Consider the following 19,882-nt stretch of genomic DNA (forward strand, 5'->3'; position numbering starts at 1 on the left):
CGCCCGTTGATGAGGGTGTTGGTGACAGCGCTCGGGCGATCCCGGTCTGGCATCTGCGCACGGCGGCCCATGCACGGGCCGTGTGGTTCCCATCTTCCAGGAGTGTCCCATGACGTCCCGCAAACCGCTTCTCGTACTGGCCATCGTGGCCGCCCTGTCCACCGGCTCGGTGCTGGCTGCGACACCGCAGACGACCGGCGATATGCCGCCGCCCAGCAAGCTCGACAAGAACGGCGACGGCATGATCGACCGCAGCGAGGCCGCTGCCGATCCGGCCCTGGCCGCGCGCTTCGATGCCTTGGACACCAACAAGGACGGCAAGCTCTCGCCCGACGAGCGTCCCCATCGCTGGGGTCACGGACGCGGCGGCCCCGACGCCTGGTTCGCCAAGCTCGATGTCAACAAGGACGGTCGCATCAGTCGCCAGGAGGCCCAGGCCGATCCTGCTTTTGCCAAGCGTTTCGACCGCATGGATCTCAACAAGGACGGCTATGTCGATCGCACCGATCGACAGCTGCGCATGCAGCAGCAACGCGACGCCTGGTTCGCCAAGGCCGACACCGACAAGGACGGCAAGTTGAGCAAGGCCGAATTCGACGCGGCCTCGCAGTGGCGCGGCGGCCATGGCCCGGGTGGCATGCAGGGGCACGGCGACCATGGCAACGGCGCGCCGCCGCCGGCACCTGCGACCAATCGCTGAGTGCGCATTGTCCAGGCCGGTCATCGACGGCCTGGATTTCAGGGGTGCTGCGTCGGTCCAATGCAGCAGGCAACACGTTGTACGTCACAAGGCGCCGATCGACCGTGCCCTCCCGCTGTCGCGGGAGGGCACTTAGGGCGCGTCATGCACTTTGAGATGAGAGGCGTTGGCCGCCTGCGGTGCGGAGCGGGTGCTGCCTGGCGCAGGCTTGGCGGGCGCCAATGCAAGCCGCATGTATTGTCTCCACGCGCCACAGGACGCGTCGCACTCACCTCAAAGGACACCGCACGCTCTAGGTTTGGCGGCCGAGGGCGATGGTGGTATCAGTCCTGCTTCCACTTCGTCGGCACTGGATTGGTGACGGTGTTCTTCTCCAGCGTGTAGGTGCCGTTCTGCTGGGCGATCGCCTCGCCGGTATCGACGATGGCGTTCTGGATGAACACATTCTCCTTGCCGCCACGCACGAAGGTCAGCTGGTGGAATGCGGTCTTGTTGCCCCAGTCCTCCGACGGGAGCGAGATGAACCGGATCGTATAGGTCTCGTCCTCGAACGCGCCCTGCAGCACGTAGACGCCGTAGTGGTTTTCGCCCTGCGAGATGATCTTGTACAGGCCGTTGCTGAAGTAATAGATCTCCGCATCGGGGAACGGCTTCTTGTCGTACATCTTCCGGTAGTGCAGCACCTGTTTGAAGGTCGGTGCTCCAAAGCTGACCGCCAGGGTCTTGCCGTCGGGGGAACTGGTCAGCCCCTCCGCGCCGGCGCTCATGCTGACCATCATCAGCAGACTGGTGACGATGCTTGCTCTCACTCCCATGCTCCCGAACTGGTGGACTCCGGGTGCTTATAGCATCGGCGCTCGTGCCCGATGTCGGTTGTCATCGGATGCGGGCGCATCGCTTCGGACTGCGCAATAGCCTGCGCCGTGCGCGATCATCGATGGCCGCCGTTGCGACGACCGTGTGCGCGAGAGTCGGGCGGCATCGCGCATGGCGCGTCGCCGTTGCGTGGCCTGCCGACGATCGACGCTGCGCACCGGGTGGGAGTACGGGCCGCTGGTGATGTGGATTCAGCGCGTGGGCTGGATCCGCACGCGCAGTTCCTCGTCCTGATCGGCGGGTGGCTGTTGTGCTGGGGGAGGTCGCTGCGGCTGGGCGGTTGGTGCGACCTGCGGCGTGGCGGCGGGCGCCGACGCGCCGCGATGGCGCAGGACCACCACCATCGCCACGCCGGCGATCACCACCAGCAAGGCCAGGCGAATGCGCCAGGCCCAGCTGCGCGCGCTGGTGCTCGAGCCGGTCTCGCCGTCGCGGAAGGTGTATTCGGCATGCGGCAGGTCGCGACGTGTTGTGTCGAGCAAGCGTGCCTCGCGCAGCAATTCGCGTGCTTTCGGCTGATCGTTGGCATGCACGATCCACACGGTGGGATGGGCTTGCCCATTGCCCTGGTCGAGATAGCTGAACTGACCGCTGCGTTTGCTCTGGTAGGAGCGGCCATTGCTCATTCGCACTTCGATGCCGGCATCGCGCAACAGCTCGGCGACGCCTTCGGCGGTTTCGATGCGCTGGCTGCTGAAGATCTTGCGCATGGTTCAGTCCTTGGCCGGGACGGCGCTGGCGCTGCCGTCGTGCACGACCCGGATCAAGCCTTCCTGGGTGGTGCTGGCGACCAGCACACCGTCGCGGGTGAAGAATTGTCCACGCGCCAATCCGCGCGAGCCCTGCGCGGTCGGACTGTCGAGCGAATACAGCAACCAGTCGTCGGTGCGGAACGGACGATGGAACCACAACGCATGATCCAGCGACGCCATCTGCACGTTCGGCGTGTAGTAACTGATGCCATGCGGAAAGGTGGAGGTACCGAGCAACTGGAAGTCCGAAGCGTAGGCCAGCAATGCCTGGTGCAGGCCGACGTCGTCGCCGATCGGGTCGTTCAACCGTAGCCACATCTGCTGGAATGGCGGGCGCTTGGGGGGATCGAGTTCGTCGCGTGGGAACACGTGGCGAAATTCGAACGGGCCGCCGCGCGAGAGCCAGCGCTGCACCTTCGCCGGCAAGGTGGCCAGGACTTCCGGCGCCAACGGCGCGGTCGGTGCGATGTCTTCCGGCGGCGGCACGACCGGCATCGCCGACTGGTGCTGGGCGCCGTCCTCGTGCTGCTGGAAGGACGCCGCACAGAAGAAGATCACCTTGCCGTGCTGGATCGCGGTGATGCGACGCACCGAAAAGCTGCCGCCATCGCGCGTGCGATCCACGTCGTAGACGATCGGGTGCTCGATGTCGCCGGCACGCAGGAAGTAGGCGTGCAACGAATGCGCCTGGCGGCCGTTGGTCACCGTCGCCTGCGCGGCGGCGAGCGCCTGGCCGAGCACTTGTCCGCCGAACACGTACTTGGTGCCGATATCGCGGCTCTGCCCGCGGAACAGGTTGTCTTCCAGCCGCTCCAGCGAGAGCAGGCTGATCAGTTCGGAGACCACGGGTGCGGCGGAGGCGGACAAGGGACAGCCCTACAGATGCGACAGACGGCGATTATAGCGGGCCATCGGTCGCTGCCAGCGGCCTCAAGCCTTCTGTAGCCGTGCCACCAGCGCCCGCAAGGCGGCCTGCGCGTCTGCTGCGTACCATCCGTCGACGAAGCGATCCAGTGCGATCAGTTCGGCGGTCAGCGCGGCACGCAGGTCGGCACGGGCGACCTCGCGGGTGGCCAGCATCGGTTGGCGCGGCAGTTGCTGCAGTTCCTGCAGCCAGGCGACCGCGCGTGCGGTCACCAGGTCGCCGTCGACCAATTCGTCGACCAGTCCCAGCTTGACCGCCTGTTCGGCCGGGACCATCGCGCCCGCCACCAGCAGGCGCTCGGCCTGGTGCGCACCGACCACGCGTCGCAGCAGGCGCTGCACGCCCTCCGGCACCGCCAGCCCGACTTGTACTTCGTTCAGGCCGATCGCGTAGGGACGGGTGGCATCGGCGCTGCGCGCCATCACCCGGTAGTCGCAGCACAATGCCAGTACGCAGCCACCGGCCGGTGCATGGCCTCCGATCGCCGCCACCACCGGCACAGGGCTGTTGGCCAGCGTTTGCGCCGCCTGGAAGAAGGCGGTCCAACTGGCCAGCAGGGCGACGCGATCGTTGCCGTGCGACAGCAGGTGCGGCACGTCCATGCCGCCGGAGAAGATCCGCTCACTGCCCGAGAGCACGATGCCGTCGGTCTCATCGGCAGCCTGCTGTACCGCAGCGGTCAGTGCCTGGCAGAGCGCGGTATCGAGCGCGTTGACCGGCGGGCGTGCCAGGCGGATTTCGCGGACGCGGCCATGGTCTAAGATCTGGATGCTCATTCGGGGCTCCTGGAGATCGGATCATGATAGACGGCAGTCAAAGCCGGCGACGTATCGGCGCCATCGCGTTGCTGGGTGCGGTGGCATGGTTGGTCAGTGCGGGCGCGGCGGCGGCCTGCCTGCCCGAGTTCAAGGATGGCTGGATTCGCCTGCCGGCACCGGGCGGCATGGGAATGGCGGCAGGATTCGGCAGTTTCCACAATGGCTGCAAGCAGCCTGTGCGGGTGACCTCGGTCAGCAGCAGCGCGTTCGCCGATGTGTCGTTGCACGAGACCACGCTGGTCGATGGCGTCAGCCGCATGCGCGCAGTGCCGGCGCTGGTGCTGCCGCCCGGTGGCGCGGTGACGCTGGCGCCGGGCGGTCTGCACCTGATGCTGATGGATCCGGGCAAGCCGGTGCAGGCCGGTCAGAGCGTGCCGGTGCGCTTTGTGCTGGACGATGGCCAGAAGATCCAGGGCGCCTTGCAGGTGCGCACGCCCTAAGCGCTGCGCAGGCCCGCCGGCCGTTGATCGGCGCGCCGTATCGCTCGCCTGATCGTTGGCGTCGGTTGCACGCATGACGCAGATCGCACTGCAGAAACGACAACGGCGGCATCCGTGGATGCCGCCGTGCCGATGTTGCCGCCCCTGCGTCAGCCGCAGGCGCTGCGGACCGCGTCTGGCAGCGGCGCGCTCTTGCCGGTCTGGGTGTCGATCCACACCACCACCACGTTACCGTCCGAATACAGCACCTCGGCGCGTTGCTGGTCGACGATGCGATGGCCGATGGTGACGCTGCTGGTGCCCAGGCGTTCGACGAACAGCTCTACCACGATGTCGTTGGGCCACACCAATGGCTGCTTGTAGTTGACGTTGGCCGCCGCCACCACCGGCGCGATGCGATCGGTCATCGCGACCCCGTCCACGCCCAGCATCCAGCGCACACGCGCTTCCTCCAGGTAGGAGATGTACTTGGCGTTGTTGACATGGCCCATGCTGTCCATGTCGCGCCAGCGCACACTGATCGGAATGCGGGCCAGGGTCTTGTGTTCGCTCATCGGCTTGCCTTTTTCGTTGCGGTCTTCTTGCTGGCGGACTTGGCGACCTTGGTCGCCTTCTCGGGTTTGCTCTTGCGTGGCGGGCGAGCATCGGGCTTGTTGGCCATCGCCGCCGGACGGGTCTCGCGCGCCTTCACCGACGGCAGCATCTTGGCCAGGAACTGTCCGGTATAGGACGCCGGTTCGGCGGCGACCTGTTCCGGTGTGCCGGACACCAGGATGGTGCCGCCGCGGTGGCCGCCTTCCGGGCCCAGGTCGACGATCCAGTCGGCGGTCTTGATCACGTCCAGGTTGTGTTCGATCACCACCACCGTGTTGCCTTCGTCGCGCAGCTTGTGCAACACGCCCAGCAAGGCCTCGATGTCGTGGAAGTGCAGGCCGGTGGTCGGCTCGTCGAGGATGTACAGGGTGCGGCCGGTATCGCGACGCGACAGCTCCTTGGACAGCTTGACGCGCTGCGCCTCGCCGCCGGACAGCGTGGTCGCGCTTTGACCCAGCTTGATGTAACTCAAGCCGACATCGACCAGGGTCTCCAGCTTGCGCGCGATCGCCGGCACCGGCTCGAACAGCTTGAGCGCGTCTTCGACGGTCATTTCCAGCACGTCGTTGATGGTGTGGCCCTTGTAGAGAATCTCCAGGGTTTCGCGGTTATAGCGCTTGCCATGACAGACGTCGCAGGGCACATACACGTCCGGCAGGAAGTGCATCTCCACCTTGATCAAGCCGTCGCCCTGGCAGGCCTCGCAGCGTCCGCCGCGCACGTTGAAGCTGAAGCGGCCCGGCGAGTAGCCGCGCGCGCGCGACTCCGGCACCTGGGCGAACAACTCGCGCAGGGGGGTGAACAGGCCGGTGTACGTGGCCGGGTTGGAGCGCGGCGTGCGTCCGATCGGCGACTGGTCGATGTCCACGACCTTGTCGAACAGATCCAGGTTGTCGATCTCGCGGTACGGCGCCACCGGGTGCGAGGCGCCGTTGATCTCGTTGGCCGCCAGCGAGAACAAGGTGTCGTTGATCAAGGTCGACTTGCCCGAGCCGGAGACGCCGGTGATGCAGGTCAACAATCCGGCCGGGATGTCCAGATCGACATTCTTGAGGTTGTTGCCGGTCGCCCCGCGCAGATGCAGCATCATCTTCGGATTGGGCTTGTGGCGCTGGCTGGGGATTTCGATCCGGCGCTTGCCCGACAGGTACTGGCCGGTCAGCGAGCGCGGCGAATCGAGAATGTCCTGCAGGCTGCCCTGGCCGCAGATCTCGCCGCCATGCACGCCTGCGCCCGGACCGATGTCCAGCACGTGGTCGGCCAGCCGGATCGCATCCTCGTCATGCTCGACCACGATCACCGTGTTGCCGAGGTCGCGCAGCCGGGTCAGCGTGCCGAGCAGGCGCTCGTTGTCGCGCTGGTGCAGGCCGATCGACGGCTCGTCGAGCACGTACATCACCCCGACCAGGCCGGCACCGATCTGGCTGGCCAGGCGGATGCGCTGGGCCTCGCCGCCGGACAAGGTGTCGGCCTTGCGCTCCAGGGTCAGATAATCCAGGCCGACATCGACCAGAAAGCCCAGGCGCTCGGCAATCTCCTTGACGATCTTGGCAGCGATCTCGCCGCGCCAGCCCGGCAGCGCCAGCTCGCGGAAGAAGCGCAGCGCCTCGTTGACCGGCAGCACCACCAGGTCCGGCAGCGGGCGATCGGCGACGAACACGTTGCGCGCGGCGCGATTGAGGCGGGTGCCCTGGCAGGCCGGGCAGGGTTGCTGGCTGATGTACTTGGTCAGCTCCTCGCGCACGGCCGGCGATTCGGTCTCGCGGTAGCGCCGTTCCAGGTTGGGCAGGATGCCCTCGAAGCGGTGCTTGCGGGTGGTGCGCCCGCCAGCGTCGGTGAAGTAGGTGAAGCTGATGACGTCATCGCCGCTACCGTACAGCACCGCCTGGCGCACCTTGGCCGGCAGCGAGTTCCAGACCGCATCGACGTCGAACTTGTAGTGCTTGGCCAGCGAGGCGATCAACTGGAAGTAATAGGCGTTGCGCCGGTCCCAGCCGCGCACCGCACCGGCCGACAGCGACAGCTCCGGATGCACCACCACCCGCTCGGGGTCGAAGAATTCGGCCACGCCCAGGCCATCGCAGCTGGGGCAGGCGCCGACCGGTGCGTTGAAGGAGAACAGACGCGGTTCCAGCTCCGGCAGCGAGTAGTCGCACACCGGGCAGCTGTACTTGGACGAAAACAGGTGCGGGCCGGCGGTCGCATCGTCCAGCGACTGCACCGCCACCATGCCATCGCCGAGCTTGAGCGCGGTCTCGAAGCTTTCGGCCAGCCGCTGCTTGATGTCTTCGCGCGGGCGGAAGCGATCGATCACCGCTTCGATGGTGTGCTTCTGGCGCAGTGCCAGCGCCGGCACCGCGTCGATCTCGTACAGCTCGCCGTCCACGCGTACGCGCACGAAACCCTGCGCGCGCAACTGCTCGAACACCTGCGCGTGCTCGCCCTTGCGCTCGCGGATCACCGGTGCCAGCAGCATGTAGCGCTGCTCGGCATCCAGGCCCAGCACGTGGTCCACCATCTGGCTGACGGTCTGCGCTTCCAGCGGGAAGCCGTGGTCCGGGCAGCGCGGCTGGCCGACCCGTGCGTACAGCAGGCGCAGGTAGTCGTAGATCTCGGTGATCGTGCCGACGGTGGAGCGCGGGTTGTGCGAGGTGGACTTCTGCTCGATGGAAATGGCCGGCGACAGACCCTCGATGTGGTCCAGGTCGGGCTTTTCCATCACGCTGAGGAACTGGCGGGCATACGCCGACAGCGACTCGACATAGCGTCGCTGGCCTTCTGCATAGATGGTGTCGAACGCCAGCGACGACTTGCCCGAGCCGGACAGGCCGGTGATCACGATCAGTTTGTCGCGAGGCAGGTCGAGGTCGATGTTCTTGAGGTTGTGCGTCCGCGCGCCGCGGATGCGGATGAAATCCATCGCCATGGGGGATCCGATGTCGGGCCGGCGAACCGGCGTGGTGCGAGCGTGCTCAGCAGGGATTGGGTGGCAATCGACCAGCCTACCCGCCGACCTAGGTGAGGGCAATTGCCGCAAACACCAGGCTGGCGGGGCGGTGGTGGTGGCTGGATGATCCGTTCCATCGGCGGGATGGGCGGCACGGACGGCAGACGGGCTTGCGACTTGACCGCAAACCCGCTAGGGGGCTATGATTCCGCTCCTGTCTGCCCGGGTCGGGCATGGCAGGCGACCATAATAACTACAGAGGAACACCTGGTCATGTACGCAGTTCTGGTAACCGGCGGTAAGCAATACCGCGTCGCGCAGGGCGAAACGCTCCGCGTTGAAAAGCTCGAGGCCGAAGCTGGCAACGAGATCACGTTCGACACCGTCCTGATGCTGGGCGACAGCGATGGCATCAAGGTGGGCGACGCGCTCAAGGGCGCCACCGTCACCGCCAAGGTCGTGGCCCACGGCCGCGCCGACAAGGTGCGCATCATCAAGTTCCGTCGCCGCAAGCACCACATGAAGCGTCAGGGACACCGTCAGCATTACACCGAAATCGAGATCACCGGCATTGCCGGTGGCGACAAGAAGTAAGGAGAAGCAGTCATGGCACACAAAAAAGGCGTAGGTTCCTCGCGCAACGGCCGCGACTCCAACCCGAAGTACCTGGGCGTGAAGATGTTCGGCGGCCAGGCCATCGAGGCTGGCAACATCATCGTCCGTCAGCGTGGCACCCAGTTCCATCCGGGCGCCGGCGTTGGCCTGGGTCGCGACCACACGCTGTTCGCGCTGGTCGATGGCAAGGTGGAGTTCTCCACCAAGGGCCCGAAGAAGCGTCGCACCGTCAGCGTGGTCGCTGAGGCGTAATCGCCCGCGCCCTGCAGGACTCCGTCAGGCGCATTGCCCGGCGGATGCGACGGAAAGCCCCGCTTCGGCGGGGTTTTTCGTTTGACGGCAGCGAGGGGCGATGACGGAGTGGGATGCGCATGCGGATCCCGGCTGCGGTAGGCCCTCGTCTGTTGCTGTTGGCATGCCGGCAAGGCCCGCGCTGTCGCGTTGTCATTCATTTCAAACTACGAAAGCCAATCCCATGAAGTTAGTCGACGAAGCAGAAATCCTGGTGACCGCCGGTAATGGCGGCAACGGTTGTGTCGGCTTCCGCCGCGAGAAGTTCATTCCGTTGGGTGGGCCGGATGGTGGTGACGGCGGCAATGGCGGTAGCGTCTGGCTGATCGCCGACGAGAACCTCAATACCCTGGTCGACTTCCGTCATGAGCGCAGCTTCAAGGCGCAGCGCGGCGAGAACGGCATGGGGCGGCAGATGTACGGCAAGGCGGGCGAGGACCGCATCATCACGGTGCCGGTCGGCACGGTGGTGATGAACGTACAGACCGACGAGGTCATTGGCGATTTGACCCAGCATGGCGACCGCCTGCTGGTGGCCCGTGGCGGCAAGGGCGGGCTGGGCAACATGCATTTCAAGAGCTCGGTGAACCGCGCGCCGCGCCAGGCGACCCCGGGCGAAGAGGGGGAGGAGCGCCTGCTCAAGCTGGAACTCAAGTTGTTGGCCGACGTTGGCCTGCTGGGTTTCCCCAATGCCGGCAAGAGCACGCTGATCCGTGCGGTGTCGGCGGCGACCCCGAAGGTGGCCGACTATCCGTTCACCACGTTGTATCCCAATCTGGGCGTGGTCAGCGTCGAGGCGCATCGCAGCTTCGTCATTGCCGACGTGCCTGGATTGATCGAGGGGGCTGCCGATGGCGCCGGCCTTGGCACCCAGTTCCTGCGCCATCTGCAGCGCACCCGCCTGCTGTTGCACCTGGTGGACATCTCGCCGGCGCTCGGCGTCTACGAGGAGGGTGGGGTAGATGCGGTCTCGCCAGCCGATCAGGTGCGCACGATCGAGCGCGAGCTGCAGCGTCACGACCCGGAGCTGCTGGACAAGCCGCGCTGGCTGGTGTTGAACAAGGCCGATCTGATGTTCGAGGACGAGGCGAGGGCGACTGCCGAGGCGATCGTGGCCGAGCTCGGCTGGACGGGGCCTTGGTACCTGGTGTCGGCCTTGGGTCGCGAGGGTACCTTCCCGATCATGAAGGACGTGATGGCCTTTTTCGATCGTCAGCGCGAAGCGGCGCTGGAGGCGCGCGATGCCGGCTGAGCGGGTGGCTGGGCACGCAAAAAACCCGGCCAAGGCCGGGTTTTTCTGTGCCGCTGCGCGCCAGGCGCGCAACGATGCCGGCGCTGAGCGCTTAGGCGGCGGCCTTGATGGCCTTGATGCGCGCAGTCAGGCGGCTCTTGTGGCGAGCAGCCTTGTTCTTGTGGATCAGGCCACGGGCGCTGAAACGGTCGAGGATCGGCTGGGCGACGGCGAAAGCGGCTTCGGCGCCGGCAGCATCGTTGGCGTCAAGGGCCTTGATCACCTTCTTGACGGCGGTGCGCAGCATCGAACGCTGACCGGTGTTGCGCTCGTTGCGCACGACGGTCTGCTTGGCGCGCTTCTTGGCGGACTTGATATTGGCCACGGTGGTGGTTTCCTGAAGAATCGGTGTAGTGGAAAAAGCAAGCGCGAAAGTATGATGGAACCAGATATGTACGTCAAGTCAGTTGTCAAGAGGGGTTATCAGTGAGCGCTCCTCGCATGTTGAGGGGGCTGCTCTCGTTCAGCAGCATGACCATGGTCTCGCGGGTGCTGGGCTTGGTGCGCGATCAGGCCATCTCCACCACGTTCGGGGCCAATGCCGTCACCGATGCGTTCTGGGTAGCGTTCCGCATCCCCAATTTCCTGCGCCGATTGTTCGCCGAAGGCTCCTTCGCCACCGCGTTCGTGCCGGTGTTCACCGAGGTCAAGGAGACCCGTCCGCACGCCGACCTGCGCGAGTTGATGGCGCGCGTGTCCGGCACCCTCGGCGGCATGTTGTTGCTGGTGACCGCCTTGGGCTTGATCTTCGCCCCGCAGCTGGCCTCGGTGTTCTCTGATGGTGCAGCGACCGACCCAGCGAAGTATGGCTTGCTGATGGATCTGCTGCGGCTGACCTTTCCGTTCCTGCTGTTCGTTTCGCTGACTGCGCTGGCCGGCGGGGCGCTCAACAGTTTTCAGCGCTTCGCCATCCCGGCGCTGACGCCGGTGATCCTCAACCTGTGCATGATCGCCGGCGCGCTGTGGTTGGCGCCACGGCTGGAGGTGCCGATTCTGGCGCTGGGCTGGGCAGTGTTGGTCGCCGGCGCGTTGCAGTTGCTGTTCCAATTGCCGGCGCTGAAGGGCATCGACCTGCTGACCCTGCCGCGCTGGGGCTGGCATCACCCGGATGTGCGCAAGGTGCTGACCTTGATGATCCCGACCTTGTTCGGCTCGTCGATCGCGCAGATCAATCTGATGCTGGACACGGTCATCGCCGCGCGCCTGAGCGACGGCTCGCAATCGTGGCTGTCGCTGGCCGATCGTTTTCTGGAATTGCCGTTGGGCGTGTTCGGGGTGGCGCTGGGCACCGTGATTCTGCCGGCGCTGGCGCGCCATCACGTCAAGACCGACCGCGCTGCGTTCTCCGGGGCGCTGGATTGGGGTTTCCGCACCACCTTGCTGATCGCGATGCCGGCGATGCTGGGCCTGTTGTTGTTGGCCGAGCCGCTGGTGGCCACCTTGTTCCAGTACCGCCAGTTCACTGCCTTCGATACCCGCATGACGGCGCTGTCGGTGTATGGCCTGAGCTTCGGCCTGCCGGCTTACGCCATGCTCAAGGTGCTCCTGCCGGCGTTCTACGCGCGTCAGGACACCCGCACGCCGGTGCGCGCCGGCGTGGCGGCATTGGTCGCCAACATGGTGTTCAACTTCGCCTTCCTGGCGGTGCTCTACCACCTGATGGTGCCGGCGGAGTTGCGCGCGCAGGGTGTGATGGCAGCCGTGGGCAAGCAGCCGGGTCTGCATCTGGCGCTGGGCCTGGCCAGTGCGCTGTCCAGCTACCTCAATCTCGGCCTGCTGTGGTACTGGCTGGGCAAGTCCGGGGTCTATCAGCGGCGTCCCGGGTGGGCGGGCTACGCGCTGCGACTGTTCTTAGCCTCTCTGGCGATGGTCTGCGTGCTGCTGGGGCTGCTGTGGTGGCTGCCGTCCTTCACCGCGATGGACAAGTGGCAGCGGATCGGCTGGCTGGCGGTGCTGGTCGGTAGCGGTGGTCTGACCTATCTGGTAGCGCAGCTGGCGCTTGGATTGCGGCCGCGGCACCTGCGCGAGCATTAGTCGTGGTCGCTGCCTCGCACCAACGCCGGCATCTGTGGCCGGCGTCGCTTGGCCGGCGGCGGGCTCGTGGCTTGACAGCCCCGGCTATACTCGGGGGTTACGCATCAATGAGGGTGGCCGCGGGCCGGTGTCGCTTTGGAACGAGCAATGAGCAGGCTGTTTAGAGACGTCGACGGTGAGGTGCTGTGTCCGCGCGGAAGCGTGGTTTGCATCGGTGCCTTCGACGGCCTGCACCTGGGCCACCGCGCGCTGGTGCAGCACGCGGTGGCACGCGCACGCGCGCTGGATGTGCCGGCGGTGGCGATCAGTTTCGAGCCCTTGCCGCGCGAGTTTTTCGCCCCATCCGCACCGCCGCCGCGGTTGACCCTGGCGCGCAGCAAGGTCGAGGGCCTGTACCGCTTCGGCGTCGACAGCGTCGGCATGATCCGCTTCGATCGCCGGTTGGCCTCGCTCAGTGCCGAGGACTTCGTCCGCCTGGCCTTGGTCGGTCGCCTGGCCGCGCGCGAGGTCTGGATCGGACCGGAGTTCCGCTTCGGCCATCGCCGGGCGGGCGATGTCGCCTTGTTGCGTGCGTTGGGAGCCCAGCACGGCTTCGTCGCTGACGAGATTGCACCGGTGCACCTGCATGGCGAGCGGATTTCCGCCACCCGCATCCGCGAATCGCTGGTGGCTGGCCGCTTCGCGCATGCCGCCGAGCTGTTGGGGCGGCCGTATGCCATCGGTGGACGGGTGGTGCGCGGCCAGCAACTGGGTCGCACGCTGGGCTATCCGACCGCCAATCTGCGGTTCCCGCGCACACCGGCGCTGTCCGGCATCTATGCGACGCGGGTGCACGGCGTTGCCGACCAGCCTTGGCCGTCGGTCTCCAGCTTCGGGACCCGGCCGACCGTGGCCGGTGTGGAGCCCTTGCTGGAAGCGCACTTGTTCGATTTTCAGGGCGATCTCTACGGTCGCCACATCGAAGTGGAATTCGTCGCCAAGCTGCGCGACGAGGAAAAATTCGATGGCCTGGACGCGCTGACCGCGCAGATGCATCGCGACGCCGCACAGGCACGCGCGCTGCTCGGCGGACGCGCCGCTGCGACCGCTCGCCAGGTCAGCCATTCTTTGCACGCGCCCGCGTCTTCGACGGGCGGTGAAGGCGCGACTCCCGCGCAAGCGTCCGCACCCTGGGGTGCTGGCGTTTCAACGACAGCAGCGCAACGGTAGATCCCCGTGACCCAAGATTACAAAGCCACCCTCCATCTACCCGCAACGGAATTCCCGATGCGCGGCGACCTGCCCAAGCGCGAGCCGGCGATGCTCGAGCGCTGGGAGCGCGAGGGCCTGTACGCGCAACTGCGCGCACAGGCGGCCGGGCGTCCGTTGTTCGTGCTGCATGACGGCCCGCCGTACGCCAATGGCCAGATCCATCTCGGCCATGCGGTCAACAAGATCCTCAAGGACATCATCGTCAAGTCGCGCTATCTGGCTGGCTTCGATGCGCCTTACATCCCAGGCTGGGACTGCCACGGTCTGCCGATCGAGATCGCGGTCGAAAAGCAGTGGGGCAAGGTCGGCACCAAGCTGGACGCGGTGGCGTTCCGGCAGAAGTGCCGCGAATACGCCGAAGAGCAGATCGATCTGCAGCGCCGCGATTTCAAGCGGCTGGGCGTCATCGGCGATTGGGACAACCCATACAAGACCTTGAGCTTCGAGTTCGAGGCCAACGAGATCCGTGCGCTGGCCAAGGTCGTGGCCAATGGTCACCTGGTGCGCGGTGCCAAGCCGGTGTACTGGTGCTTCGATTGCGGTTCGGCGCTGGCCGAAGCGGAAATCGAATACCACGACAAGACCTCGCCGGCGATCGATGTGGCCTACGCTGCGCGCGACAGCCGCCAACTGGCGTCCGCCTTTGGCGTGGCGCTGCCGGACGGTGTCGAGGTGGCGGTGCCGATCTGGACCACCACGCCATGGACACTGCCGGCTTCGCTGGCGGTGTCGCTGGGTGCGGAAATCGACTACGTGCTGGCCGAAGGGCCGGTGCATGAAGGCCGGCCGCGCTGGCTGGTGCTGGCATCCACCCTGGCCGAGCGCACGTTGGCCCGTTACGGCGTGAACACGCTGGTGGTGCACGGCCACGCGACCGGCGCTGCGCTGGAAAACCTGTTGCTGGCGCACCCGTTCTATCCCGAGCGCGACATCCCGCTGCTCAATGGCGAACACGTGTCCGATGCCGAAGGTACCGGTGCGGTGCATACCGCGCCTGGTCACGGCCAGGAAGACTATGCGGTCAGCCTGAAGTACGGCGTGGTCGAGCGCTACACCGCGGCCCAGCTCAATCCGGTCGACGGCGCTGGTCTGTATCTGCCGTCCACGCCGCCGGCCGGTGAGCTGGTGTTGGCCGGGCAGCACATCTGGAAGGCGCAGCACGCCATCATCGAATTGCTGCGCACCGAGGGGGCGCTGTTGGCGGCGGTGGACATCCAGCACAGCTATCCGCACTGCTGGCGGCACAAGAAGACCCCGCTGGTGTTCCGCGCCACGCCGCAATGGTTCATCTCGATGGAAAAGGCGCATCTGCGCCGCGACGCCTTGCAGGCGATCGAGACGGTGGGCTGGTTCCCCGGCTGGGGCAAGGCGCGCATCGCCGGCATGGTCGAGGGCCGGCCGGACTGGACGATCTCGCGCCAGCGCACCTGGGGCGTGCCGATCGCGCTGTTCATCCATCGCGAGACCGGGGAGCCGCATCCGCGCAGCGTGGAGCTGCTGCGACAGGCGGCCGATCGCGTGCAGGCCGGCGGCATCGATGCCTGGTATGCGCTGGATCCGGCCGAACTGCTGGGCGCCGACGCGACGCAGTACGAGAAGGTCACCGACACGCTCGATGTGTGGTTCGATTCCGGCGTCACCCACGAGGGCGTGCTGCTGGCGCGCGGCCTGGGCAAGCCGGCCGACCTGTACCTGGAAGGCTCCGATCAGCACCGTGGCTGGTTCCAGTCCTCGCTGCTCAGCGGCGTGGCCATCGACAAGGCGGCGCCCTACAAGCAGTGCCTCACCCATGGCTTCACCGTGGACGAGCACGGCCGCAAGATGTCCAAGTCGCTGGGCAATGGCATCGAGCCGCAGGACATCATGAAGACCCTGGGCGCAGACATCCTGCGCCTGTGGATCGCCTCGGCCGACTACAGCAACGAGATGTCGTTGTCGCAGGAGATCCTCAAGCGCAATGCCGATGCCTACCGGCGTCTGCGCAACACCGCGCGCTTCCTGCTGGGCAACCTGGACGGCTTCGATCCGGCGCAGCACCTGCGTCCGCTCGAAGACATGGTGGTGCTGGATCGCTGGATCGTGCATCGCGCCTTCGAACTGCAGGAAAAGATCAAGGCGGCCTACGACAGCTACAACATGGCCGAGATCGTTCAGCTGCTGCTGAACTTCTGCAGCGTCGATCTGGGCTCGCTGTACCTGGACGTGACCAAGGACCGGCTGTACACGATGCCGACCGATTCGCACGGCCGGCGCTCGGCGCAGAGCGCCATGTACCGCATCGCCGAGGCGTTCACCCGCTGGATCGCGCCGATCCTCAGCTTCACCGCCGACGAGCTGTGGGGCTATCTGCCGGGTGAGCGTGCCGGCAACGTGCTGTTCACCACCTGGTACGACGGTCTGGCGCCGATGCCGGCCGAGGCGCCGCTGAGCGCGTCCGAGGTCGATCAACTGCTGGCGCTGCGCGAGCAAGTGGCCAAGGTACTCGAACCGATGCGCGCCAACGGCGCCATCGGCGCGGCGCTGGAGGCGGAGATCACCGTGGCCGCCAGCCAGGCACAGGCCGAGCGCTGGCAACCGCTGGCCGACGAGCTGCGCTTCCTGTTCATCAGCGGCGACGTGCAGGTGCGGGCAGCGACGACCGATGAGGTGTTCGTCAGCGCGCAGCCGACCAACAAGCCCAAGTGCGTGCGCTGCTGGCACCACCAGGCCAGCGTCGGCAGCGATCCGCGCCATCCGGAGCTGTGCAGCCGCTGCGTCAGCAACATCGAAGGCCCAGGCGAGGTGCGGCGCTGGTTCTGACCGGTCGCAGCCCTGACGTGCCGACAACGCCGGGCAGGGGGGGCGTGGCAGCGGATGGCCCTGCTGCTGCGGTCACTGCCCATCGGCTGGCTGAAGCGCAGCGCACGCCGGGTCGCCGCGCCGGCTGGCAGGCCGGACCCGGCGTGCGATGCTCCCGTTCCTCTCTCCATCCCTGGCATCGTGCTCCGCGCGGCACGATGCCCTCCACCTGCGACCTGTCGACATGAGTCAACGCACCACCCCCTCCGCCCTGATCTGGCTGCTGCTGTCGGCCGCGGTGATCGGCCTGGACCAATGGAGCAAGGCCTGGGTACTGTCCAGCCTGCCCGAGTACACGCCGGTGCCGGTGATCGATGGCTTCTGGAACTGGTTCCGGACCTATAACACCGGTGCCGCCTTCAGCTTCCTGAGCGATGCCGGTGGCTGGCAGCTGTGGTTCTTCGTGGTGCTGGCCCTGGGCATCAGCGGGCTGCTGACGTTCTGGCTGGCGCGCACCGGGCGCGGCGAGTGGCGCAGCGCACTGCCGTACGCACTGGTGATCGGCGGGGCGATCGGCAATGTGATCGACCGGCTGATGCACGGCCACGTGGTCGATTTCATCCAGTGGTATGTCGGCCAGCATGTCTGGCCGGCCTTCAATTTGGCCGACTCGGCGATCGTCGGTGGCGCCATCGGCATCGCCGTGTTCGGCCTGTTCGACGGCAAGCGCCGTGCAAAAGCGGGATAATCCCATGCCACTGTCTTCATTGACGCATCCGGCCACCGCTGGCTGGAGGATCTGATCTATGGATGTTCTGCTCGCCAATCCCCGTGGTTTCTGCGCTGGCGTCGACCGCGCCATCGAGATCGTCAAGCGCGCCATCGAAACGCTTGGCGCGCCGATCTATGTGCGTCATGAGGTGGTGCACAACCGCTTCGTGGTCGACGACCTCAAGCAGCGTGGCGCGATCTTCGTCGAGGAACTGGACGAGGTGCCGGACAGCGCCACGGTGATCTTCAGCGCCCATGGCGTGTCACAGGCGGTGCGCCATGAGGCCGAGCGCCGCGGGCTGAAGGTGTTCGACGCCACCTGTCCGCTGGTCACCAAGGTGCATTTCGAAGTCGCCCGGCACTGCCGCGCCGGCCGCGACGTGGTGCTGATCGGGCACGCCGGCCACCCGGAGGTCGAGGGCACGATGGGGCAGTGGAACCGCGAGCGCGGGGTTGGGCAGATCTATCTGGTCGAGGACATCGAGCAGGTGGCCACGCTGCAGATCCGGCAGCCGGAGAACCTGGCCTACACCACCCAGACCACGCTGTCGGTCGACGACACCCTGGGCATCATCGAAGCCTTGCGCGCCCGCTATCCGGCGATGCAGGGGCCCAAGAACGACGACATCTGCTATGCCACCCAGAACCGCCAGGATGCGGTACGCGACCTGGCCCGCCAGTGCGATCTGGTGCTGGTGGTCGGCTCGCCCAACAGCTCCAATTCCAACCGGCTCAGCGAGCTGGCCAAGCGCGACGGAGTGGAGTCCTACCTGATCGATAACGCCAGCGAGATCGATCCGGCGTGGGTCGCCGGCAAGCAACGTATCGGCCTGACCGCCGGCGCTTCGGCGCCGCAGGTGCTGGTCGACGGAGTCATCGCCCGCCTGCGTGAGCTGGGAGCCGATGGCGTCTCCGAGCTGTCGGGCGAGCCCGAATCGATGGTGTTCGCGCTGCCCAAGGAACTGCGTCTGCGCCTGGTCAGTTGATCGCTGCGCGCGGAGGTGTGGTGCCCATCTGTGGCGCCGCGCGGCCGCCGCCAGCAAGTACCGGCCGCCAGCGCGCAGCGGTTGCGCCGCGTCGGCACCGACTCAACGATGCTGGATCCCGCGCTGCCGGCCCTGTGCATCGAACACGATACGCAGCGTGTCGCGGTCGCCTTCCACATCGTCCGGCAGCCAGCGCAGATGTGAGCCGCGGCCCGATCAACAGGTAGACATGGTCCACCTGCGGCGGATTGGCCAGCAGCGCGGCGCGCTGCTGTTGCAGCGCCGTCGCGACGCGGTAGAAACCTTCGAAATCGATCCGCTCCACTGCCGCGTTGTTCGCGGCCGGGGTATCGCGTGGCAGCAGTCGGCGCGGGTTCGATGCCGGTCCCTTTTCCACACGCCGTTCTTGAAGGTGTATTCGTCCACCGCCTCGGGCCGCTCCGGGTCGAGCAGTTCGAGCTTGATGCGGCCGTCGTCGTAGGCGTGAATGGCGTGGAAGACGCGCACGTCGCGGCCTGCCAGGCTGGGGAGCGCCAACAGCGCCAACAGCGCTGCCAACAGCCGTTCGCGGTCGAACAGCAGGTTGTCGGGCTGCGGGCCGGTGTCAGGATCGGGCAACGACGCAGCCGCGTCGGGCGTGGCATCGTGAGGCGCGCGATAAAGCTGCGGCGATCGCGCAGGTTGTGCGGCACTTGCTGTGCCGACGGTGGCGGGCGTCCGGCGGGGCGCTGCCAGGGTCTCGTCAACGGTGCGCCAGGCTGCGCCCCCGATCGCCGCCGGCCAGGATCAGCACCACGCATGCGAATGCCAGCGGGCTGGAGGGCGCCTTCATGCGTCCTCCAGCCGGATGTGGGCAGCGTCCTGCGGATCGTAGAGTCGCGGGACGCGTTCACGCGGCAGGCTCGCCAGTTCGATCAGCGGCACGAAGCACCGCACGCTGGCCTCGTGCGTGACGCCCTGTGCATCCTCGAATGCCAGCTGGAACGCGACCTGCGGCTGTTCGTTGAGATAATTCCCGGTCTGGCGCACGTCCAGGATGCGGGCAACGGTCCGGATCCCCCGGTACTTCACGGCCTCGCTCTTGGCATCCATCCGCAGTGCGCGCGCCAGCAGGCGCAGGCCCAGCAGATAGAGCGTGTTATGTACTTTGAGGTGAGTGCGAAGCATCCTGTGGCGCGTCGAGACAAGGCGTGCGCTGCGGCCCAGGCTGGCCGCCTGGGCAAGGCGCGCAACGCGGTATCGGCGCGCCACAGGAGGCTTCCCACAGGGTTGGCCGTCAGCGGCACGGAGCGGGCGCCGCGCGGCTTGCCTTGGCGCCACCAAGCCGGCGCCGCGCAGCATCCGCTCCGCACCGCTGACAGCCAACGCATCTCATCTCAAAGTGCATAACATGCTCTAGGCGCACAGGATCAATGGGCACACCAGTAGTGGGTGGCCAAGCGACAGGAAGGTCCAGCCCAGTCCCTGGCTTTGCACGCGCCAGGCCGCGATGTAGGCCACCCCGACCAGGGCCAGCAGCAGCGCGCCGAGGCTGCCTCGCAGCCAGAGCGCGCGGCGGTTCCATTCTGGCTGCGCGCCCTCCATCACCACATGGGGAGGCGCGCCAGGCGCGGTACTCACTTTGACGCGATGGTGCTTGCCGACCTCGAACCGCCACTGCTCCGGGGCGGTCCACCAGAAGCAGCGTGTCGCTGATGCGCGTGCCGGACAGAGTGTCGAATCCCAGGACGACCCGCCATTGCGTCAGGCCCTTCACCTGGACGCCGGTCGGCTATGCCTGCTCGACTTCGGCGTCGCGGTTCGCGCCGCTGGC

20 protein-coding genes are annotated in these 19,882 nt (G+C 66.6%); 10 read left to right on the forward strand and 10 right to left on the reverse strand.

Going from position 1 to position 19,882, the window contains the following annotated elements; translation table 11 throughout:
- The first annotated feature begins 109 nt into the window (after window positions 1–109).
- Window positions 110–700: an EF-hand domain-containing protein gene (locus tag CKY51_RS17315; RefSeq protein WP_031340234.1), complete on the forward strand. Its 591-nt coding sequence runs from the start codon at window positions 110–112 to the stop codon at window positions 698–700.
- Between the two features lie 323 nt (window positions 701–1,023).
- On the opposite strand, the gene CKY51_RS17320 is transcribed toward CKY51_RS17315, so the two are convergent.
- From CKY51_RS17320 to CKY51_RS17335, 4 genes are all read right to left on the reverse strand, one after another.
- Complete coding sequence (locus CKY51_RS17320; RefSeq protein ID WP_211904907.1) at window positions 1,024–1,509, reverse strand: hypothetical protein; 486 nt, start codon at window positions 1,507–1,509, stop codon at window positions 1,024–1,026.
- 258 nt (window positions 1,510–1,767) lie between these two features.
- Window positions 1,768–2,286, reverse strand: coding sequence for a putative signal transducing protein (locus CKY51_RS17325; protein WP_022973205.1), 519 nt, complete (start codon window positions 2,284–2,286; stop codon window positions 1,768–1,770).
- 3 nt (window positions 2,287–2,289) lie between these two features.
- Window positions 2,290–3,195 (reverse strand): acyl-CoA thioesterase II, encoded by a 906-nt coding sequence (gene tesB, locus CKY51_RS17330; protein ID WP_022973204.1) that lies wholly within the window; start codon window positions 3,193–3,195, stop codon window positions 2,290–2,292.
- A 63-nt stretch (window positions 3,196–3,258) separates the two neighbouring features.
- A complete protein-coding gene (locus CKY51_RS17335) occupies window positions 3,259–4,029 on the reverse strand; it encodes an enoyl-CoA hydratase/isomerase family protein (RefSeq protein WP_022973203.1) in 771 nt (256 codons plus the stop codon).
- Between the two features lie 23 nt (window positions 4,030–4,052).
- On the opposite strand from CKY51_RS17335, the gene CKY51_RS17340 reads away from it, so the two are divergent.
- The gene (locus CKY51_RS17340; RefSeq protein WP_022973202.1) at window positions 4,053–4,511 is read left to right on the forward strand and encodes a copper chaperone PCu(A)C; all 459 of its coding nucleotides are present in this window, start codon (window positions 4,053–4,055) and stop codon (window positions 4,509–4,511) included.
- A gap of 149 nt (window positions 4,512–4,660) precedes the next feature.
- Here CKY51_RS17340 and CKY51_RS17345 read toward each other — a convergent pair whose 3' ends face one another.
- Window positions 4,661–5,065, reverse strand: a complete 405-nt coding sequence (locus CKY51_RS17345) for an acyl-CoA thioesterase (RefSeq protein WP_022973201.1) — start codon at window positions 5,063–5,065, stop codon at window positions 4,661–4,663.
- Window positions 5,062–8,031: an excinuclease ABC subunit UvrA gene (uvrA, locus tag CKY51_RS17350; RefSeq protein WP_022973200.1), complete on the reverse strand. Its 2,970-nt coding sequence runs from the start codon at window positions 8,029–8,031 to the stop codon at window positions 5,062–5,064. Before uvrA ends, CKY51_RS17345 begins: the two co-directional genes overlap by 4 nt.
- A gap of 294 nt (window positions 8,032–8,325) precedes the next feature.
- Here uvrA and rplU point away from each other — a divergent pair, with 294 nt between their 5' ends.
- The 3 genes from rplU (at window position 8,326) to obgE (ending at window position 10,210) form a co-directional block, all read left to right on the forward strand.
- Window positions 8,326–8,646, forward strand: coding sequence for a 50S ribosomal protein L21 (rplU, locus tag CKY51_RS17355; RefSeq protein WP_031340230.1), 321 nt, complete (start codon window positions 8,326–8,328; stop codon window positions 8,644–8,646).
- A 12-nt stretch (window positions 8,647–8,658) separates the two neighbouring features.
- Window positions 8,659–8,919 carry a 50S ribosomal protein L27 gene (gene rpmA, locus CKY51_RS17360; protein ID WP_022973198.1) on the forward strand — a complete coding sequence of 87 codons (261 nt, stop codon included), beginning with the start codon at window positions 8,659–8,661 and terminating at the stop codon, window positions 8,917–8,919.
- Window positions 8,920–9,142: 223 nt separating this feature from the next.
- Window positions 9,143–10,210 carry a GTPase ObgE gene (gene obgE / locus CKY51_RS17365; RefSeq protein WP_022973197.1) on the forward strand — a complete coding sequence of 356 codons (1,068 nt, stop codon included), beginning with the start codon at window positions 9,143–9,145 and terminating at the stop codon, window positions 10,208–10,210.
- Window positions 10,211–10,301: 91 nt separating this feature from the next.
- On the opposite strand, the gene rpsT is transcribed toward obgE, so the two are convergent.
- The gene (gene rpsT / locus CKY51_RS17370) at window positions 10,302–10,574 is read right to left on the reverse strand and encodes a 30S ribosomal protein S20 (protein ID WP_152249554.1); all 273 of its coding nucleotides are present in this window, start codon (window positions 10,572–10,574) and stop codon (window positions 10,302–10,304) included.
- Between the two features lie 116 nt (window positions 10,575–10,690).
- On the opposite strand from rpsT, the gene murJ reads away from it, so the two are divergent.
- The 5 genes from murJ to ispH all read left to right on the forward strand — a co-directional run bounded on the left by murJ (window position 10,691) and on the right by ispH (window position 18,069).
- Window positions 10,691–12,283 carry a murein biosynthesis integral membrane protein MurJ gene (murJ, locus tag CKY51_RS17375; protein ID WP_152249555.1) on the forward strand — a complete coding sequence of 531 codons (1,593 nt, stop codon included), beginning with the start codon at window positions 10,691–10,693 and terminating at the stop codon, window positions 12,281–12,283.
- A 147-nt stretch (window positions 12,284–12,430) separates the two neighbouring features.
- Window positions 12,431–13,492 carry a bifunctional riboflavin kinase/FAD synthetase gene (locus CKY51_RS17380; RefSeq protein ID WP_022973194.1) on the forward strand — a complete coding sequence of 354 codons (1,062 nt, stop codon included), beginning with the start codon at window positions 12,431–12,433 and terminating at the stop codon, window positions 13,490–13,492.
- Between the two features lie 6 nt (window positions 13,493–13,498).
- Window positions 13,499–16,333: an isoleucine--tRNA ligase gene (gene ileS / locus CKY51_RS17385; protein ID WP_031340225.1), complete on the forward strand. Its 2,835-nt coding sequence runs from the start codon at window positions 13,499–13,501 to the stop codon at window positions 16,331–16,333.
- A gap of 223 nt (window positions 16,334–16,556) precedes the next feature.
- On the forward strand, window positions 16,557–17,060 hold the full coding sequence (gene lspA / locus CKY51_RS17390; protein ID WP_031340224.1) for a signal peptidase II: 504 nt from the start codon (window positions 16,557–16,559) through the stop codon (window positions 17,058–17,060).
- A 58-nt stretch (window positions 17,061–17,118) separates the two neighbouring features.
- On the forward strand, window positions 17,119–18,069 hold the full coding sequence (gene ispH / locus CKY51_RS17395; protein ID WP_022973191.1) for a 4-hydroxy-3-methylbut-2-enyl diphosphate reductase: 951 nt from the start codon (window positions 17,119–17,121) through the stop codon (window positions 18,067–18,069).
- 216 nt (window positions 18,070–18,285) lie between these two features.
- Here the strand turns inward: ispH and CKY51_RS22765 are convergent, their stop codons facing one another.
- The 3 genes from CKY51_RS22765 to CKY51_RS17415 all read right to left on the reverse strand — a co-directional run bounded on the left by CKY51_RS22765 (window position 18,286) and on the right by CKY51_RS17415 (window position 19,689).
- Entirely contained in the window at window positions 18,286–18,687 is a 402-nt protein-coding gene (locus CKY51_RS22765) for a hypothetical protein (protein ID WP_022973189.1), read from the reverse strand.
- Between the two features lie 210 nt (window positions 18,688–18,897).
- Window positions 18,898–19,320, reverse strand: coding sequence for a hypothetical protein (locus CKY51_RS17405; protein ID WP_155975894.1), 423 nt, complete (start codon window positions 19,318–19,320; stop codon window positions 18,898–18,900).
- A gap of 144 nt (window positions 19,321–19,464) precedes the next feature.
- Entirely contained in the window at window positions 19,465–19,689 is a 225-nt protein-coding gene (locus CKY51_RS17415; RefSeq protein WP_152249556.1) for a hypothetical protein, read from the reverse strand.
- Between the last annotated feature and the right edge of the window lie 193 nt (window positions 19,690–19,882).

It is taken from the genome of Xanthomonas maliensis (assembly GCF_009192945.1).
Lineage (GTDB): Bacteria > Pseudomonadota > Gammaproteobacteria > Xanthomonadales > Xanthomonadaceae > Xanthomonas > Xanthomonas maliensis.

Excerpts from the sequence above, each read along its gene's own strand:
- CKY51_RS17315 (WP_031340234.1), top strand. The coding sequence starts at position 110 with ATGACGTCCCGCAAACCGCTTCTCGTACTGGCCATCGTGGCCGCCCTG.
- CKY51_RS17325 (WP_022973205.1), bottom strand. The coding sequence starts at position 2,286 with ATGCGCAAGATCTTCAGCAGCCAGCGCATCGAAACCGCCGAAGGCGTC.
- CKY51_RS17335 (WP_022973203.1), bottom strand. The coding sequence starts at position 4,029 with ATGAGCATCCAGATCTTAGACCATGGCCGCGTCCGCGAAATCCGCCTG.
- CKY51_RS17340 (WP_022973202.1), top strand. The coding sequence starts at position 4,053 with ATGATAGACGGCAGTCAAAGCCGGCGACGTATCGGCGCCATCGCGTTG.
- CKY51_RS17345 (WP_022973201.1), bottom strand. The coding sequence starts at position 5,065 with ATGAGCGAACACAAGACCCTGGCCCGCATTCCGATCAGTGTGCGCTGG.
- uvrA (WP_022973200.1), bottom strand. The coding sequence starts at position 8,031 with ATGGCGATGGATTTCATCCGCATCCGCGGCGCGCGGACGCACAACCTC.
- rplU (WP_031340230.1), top strand. The coding sequence starts at position 8,326 with ATGTACGCAGTTCTGGTAACCGGCGGTAAGCAATACCGCGTCGCGCAG.
- rpmA (WP_022973198.1), top strand. The coding sequence starts at position 8,659 with ATGGCACACAAAAAAGGCGTAGGTTCCTCGCGCAACGGCCGCGACTCC.
- obgE (WP_022973197.1), top strand. The coding sequence starts at position 9,143 with ATGAAGTTAGTCGACGAAGCAGAAATCCTGGTGACCGCCGGTAATGGC.
- murJ (WP_152249555.1), top strand. The coding sequence starts at position 10,691 with ATGTTGAGGGGGCTGCTCTCGTTCAGCAGCATGACCATGGTCTCGCGG.
- CKY51_RS17380 (WP_022973194.1), top strand. The coding sequence starts at position 12,431 with ATGAGCAGGCTGTTTAGAGACGTCGACGGTGAGGTGCTGTGTCCGCGC.
- lspA (WP_031340224.1), top strand. The coding sequence starts at position 16,557 with ATGAGTCAACGCACCACCCCCTCCGCCCTGATCTGGCTGCTGCTGTCG.
- ispH (WP_022973191.1), top strand. The coding sequence starts at position 17,119 with ATGGATGTTCTGCTCGCCAATCCCCGTGGTTTCTGCGCTGGCGTCGAC.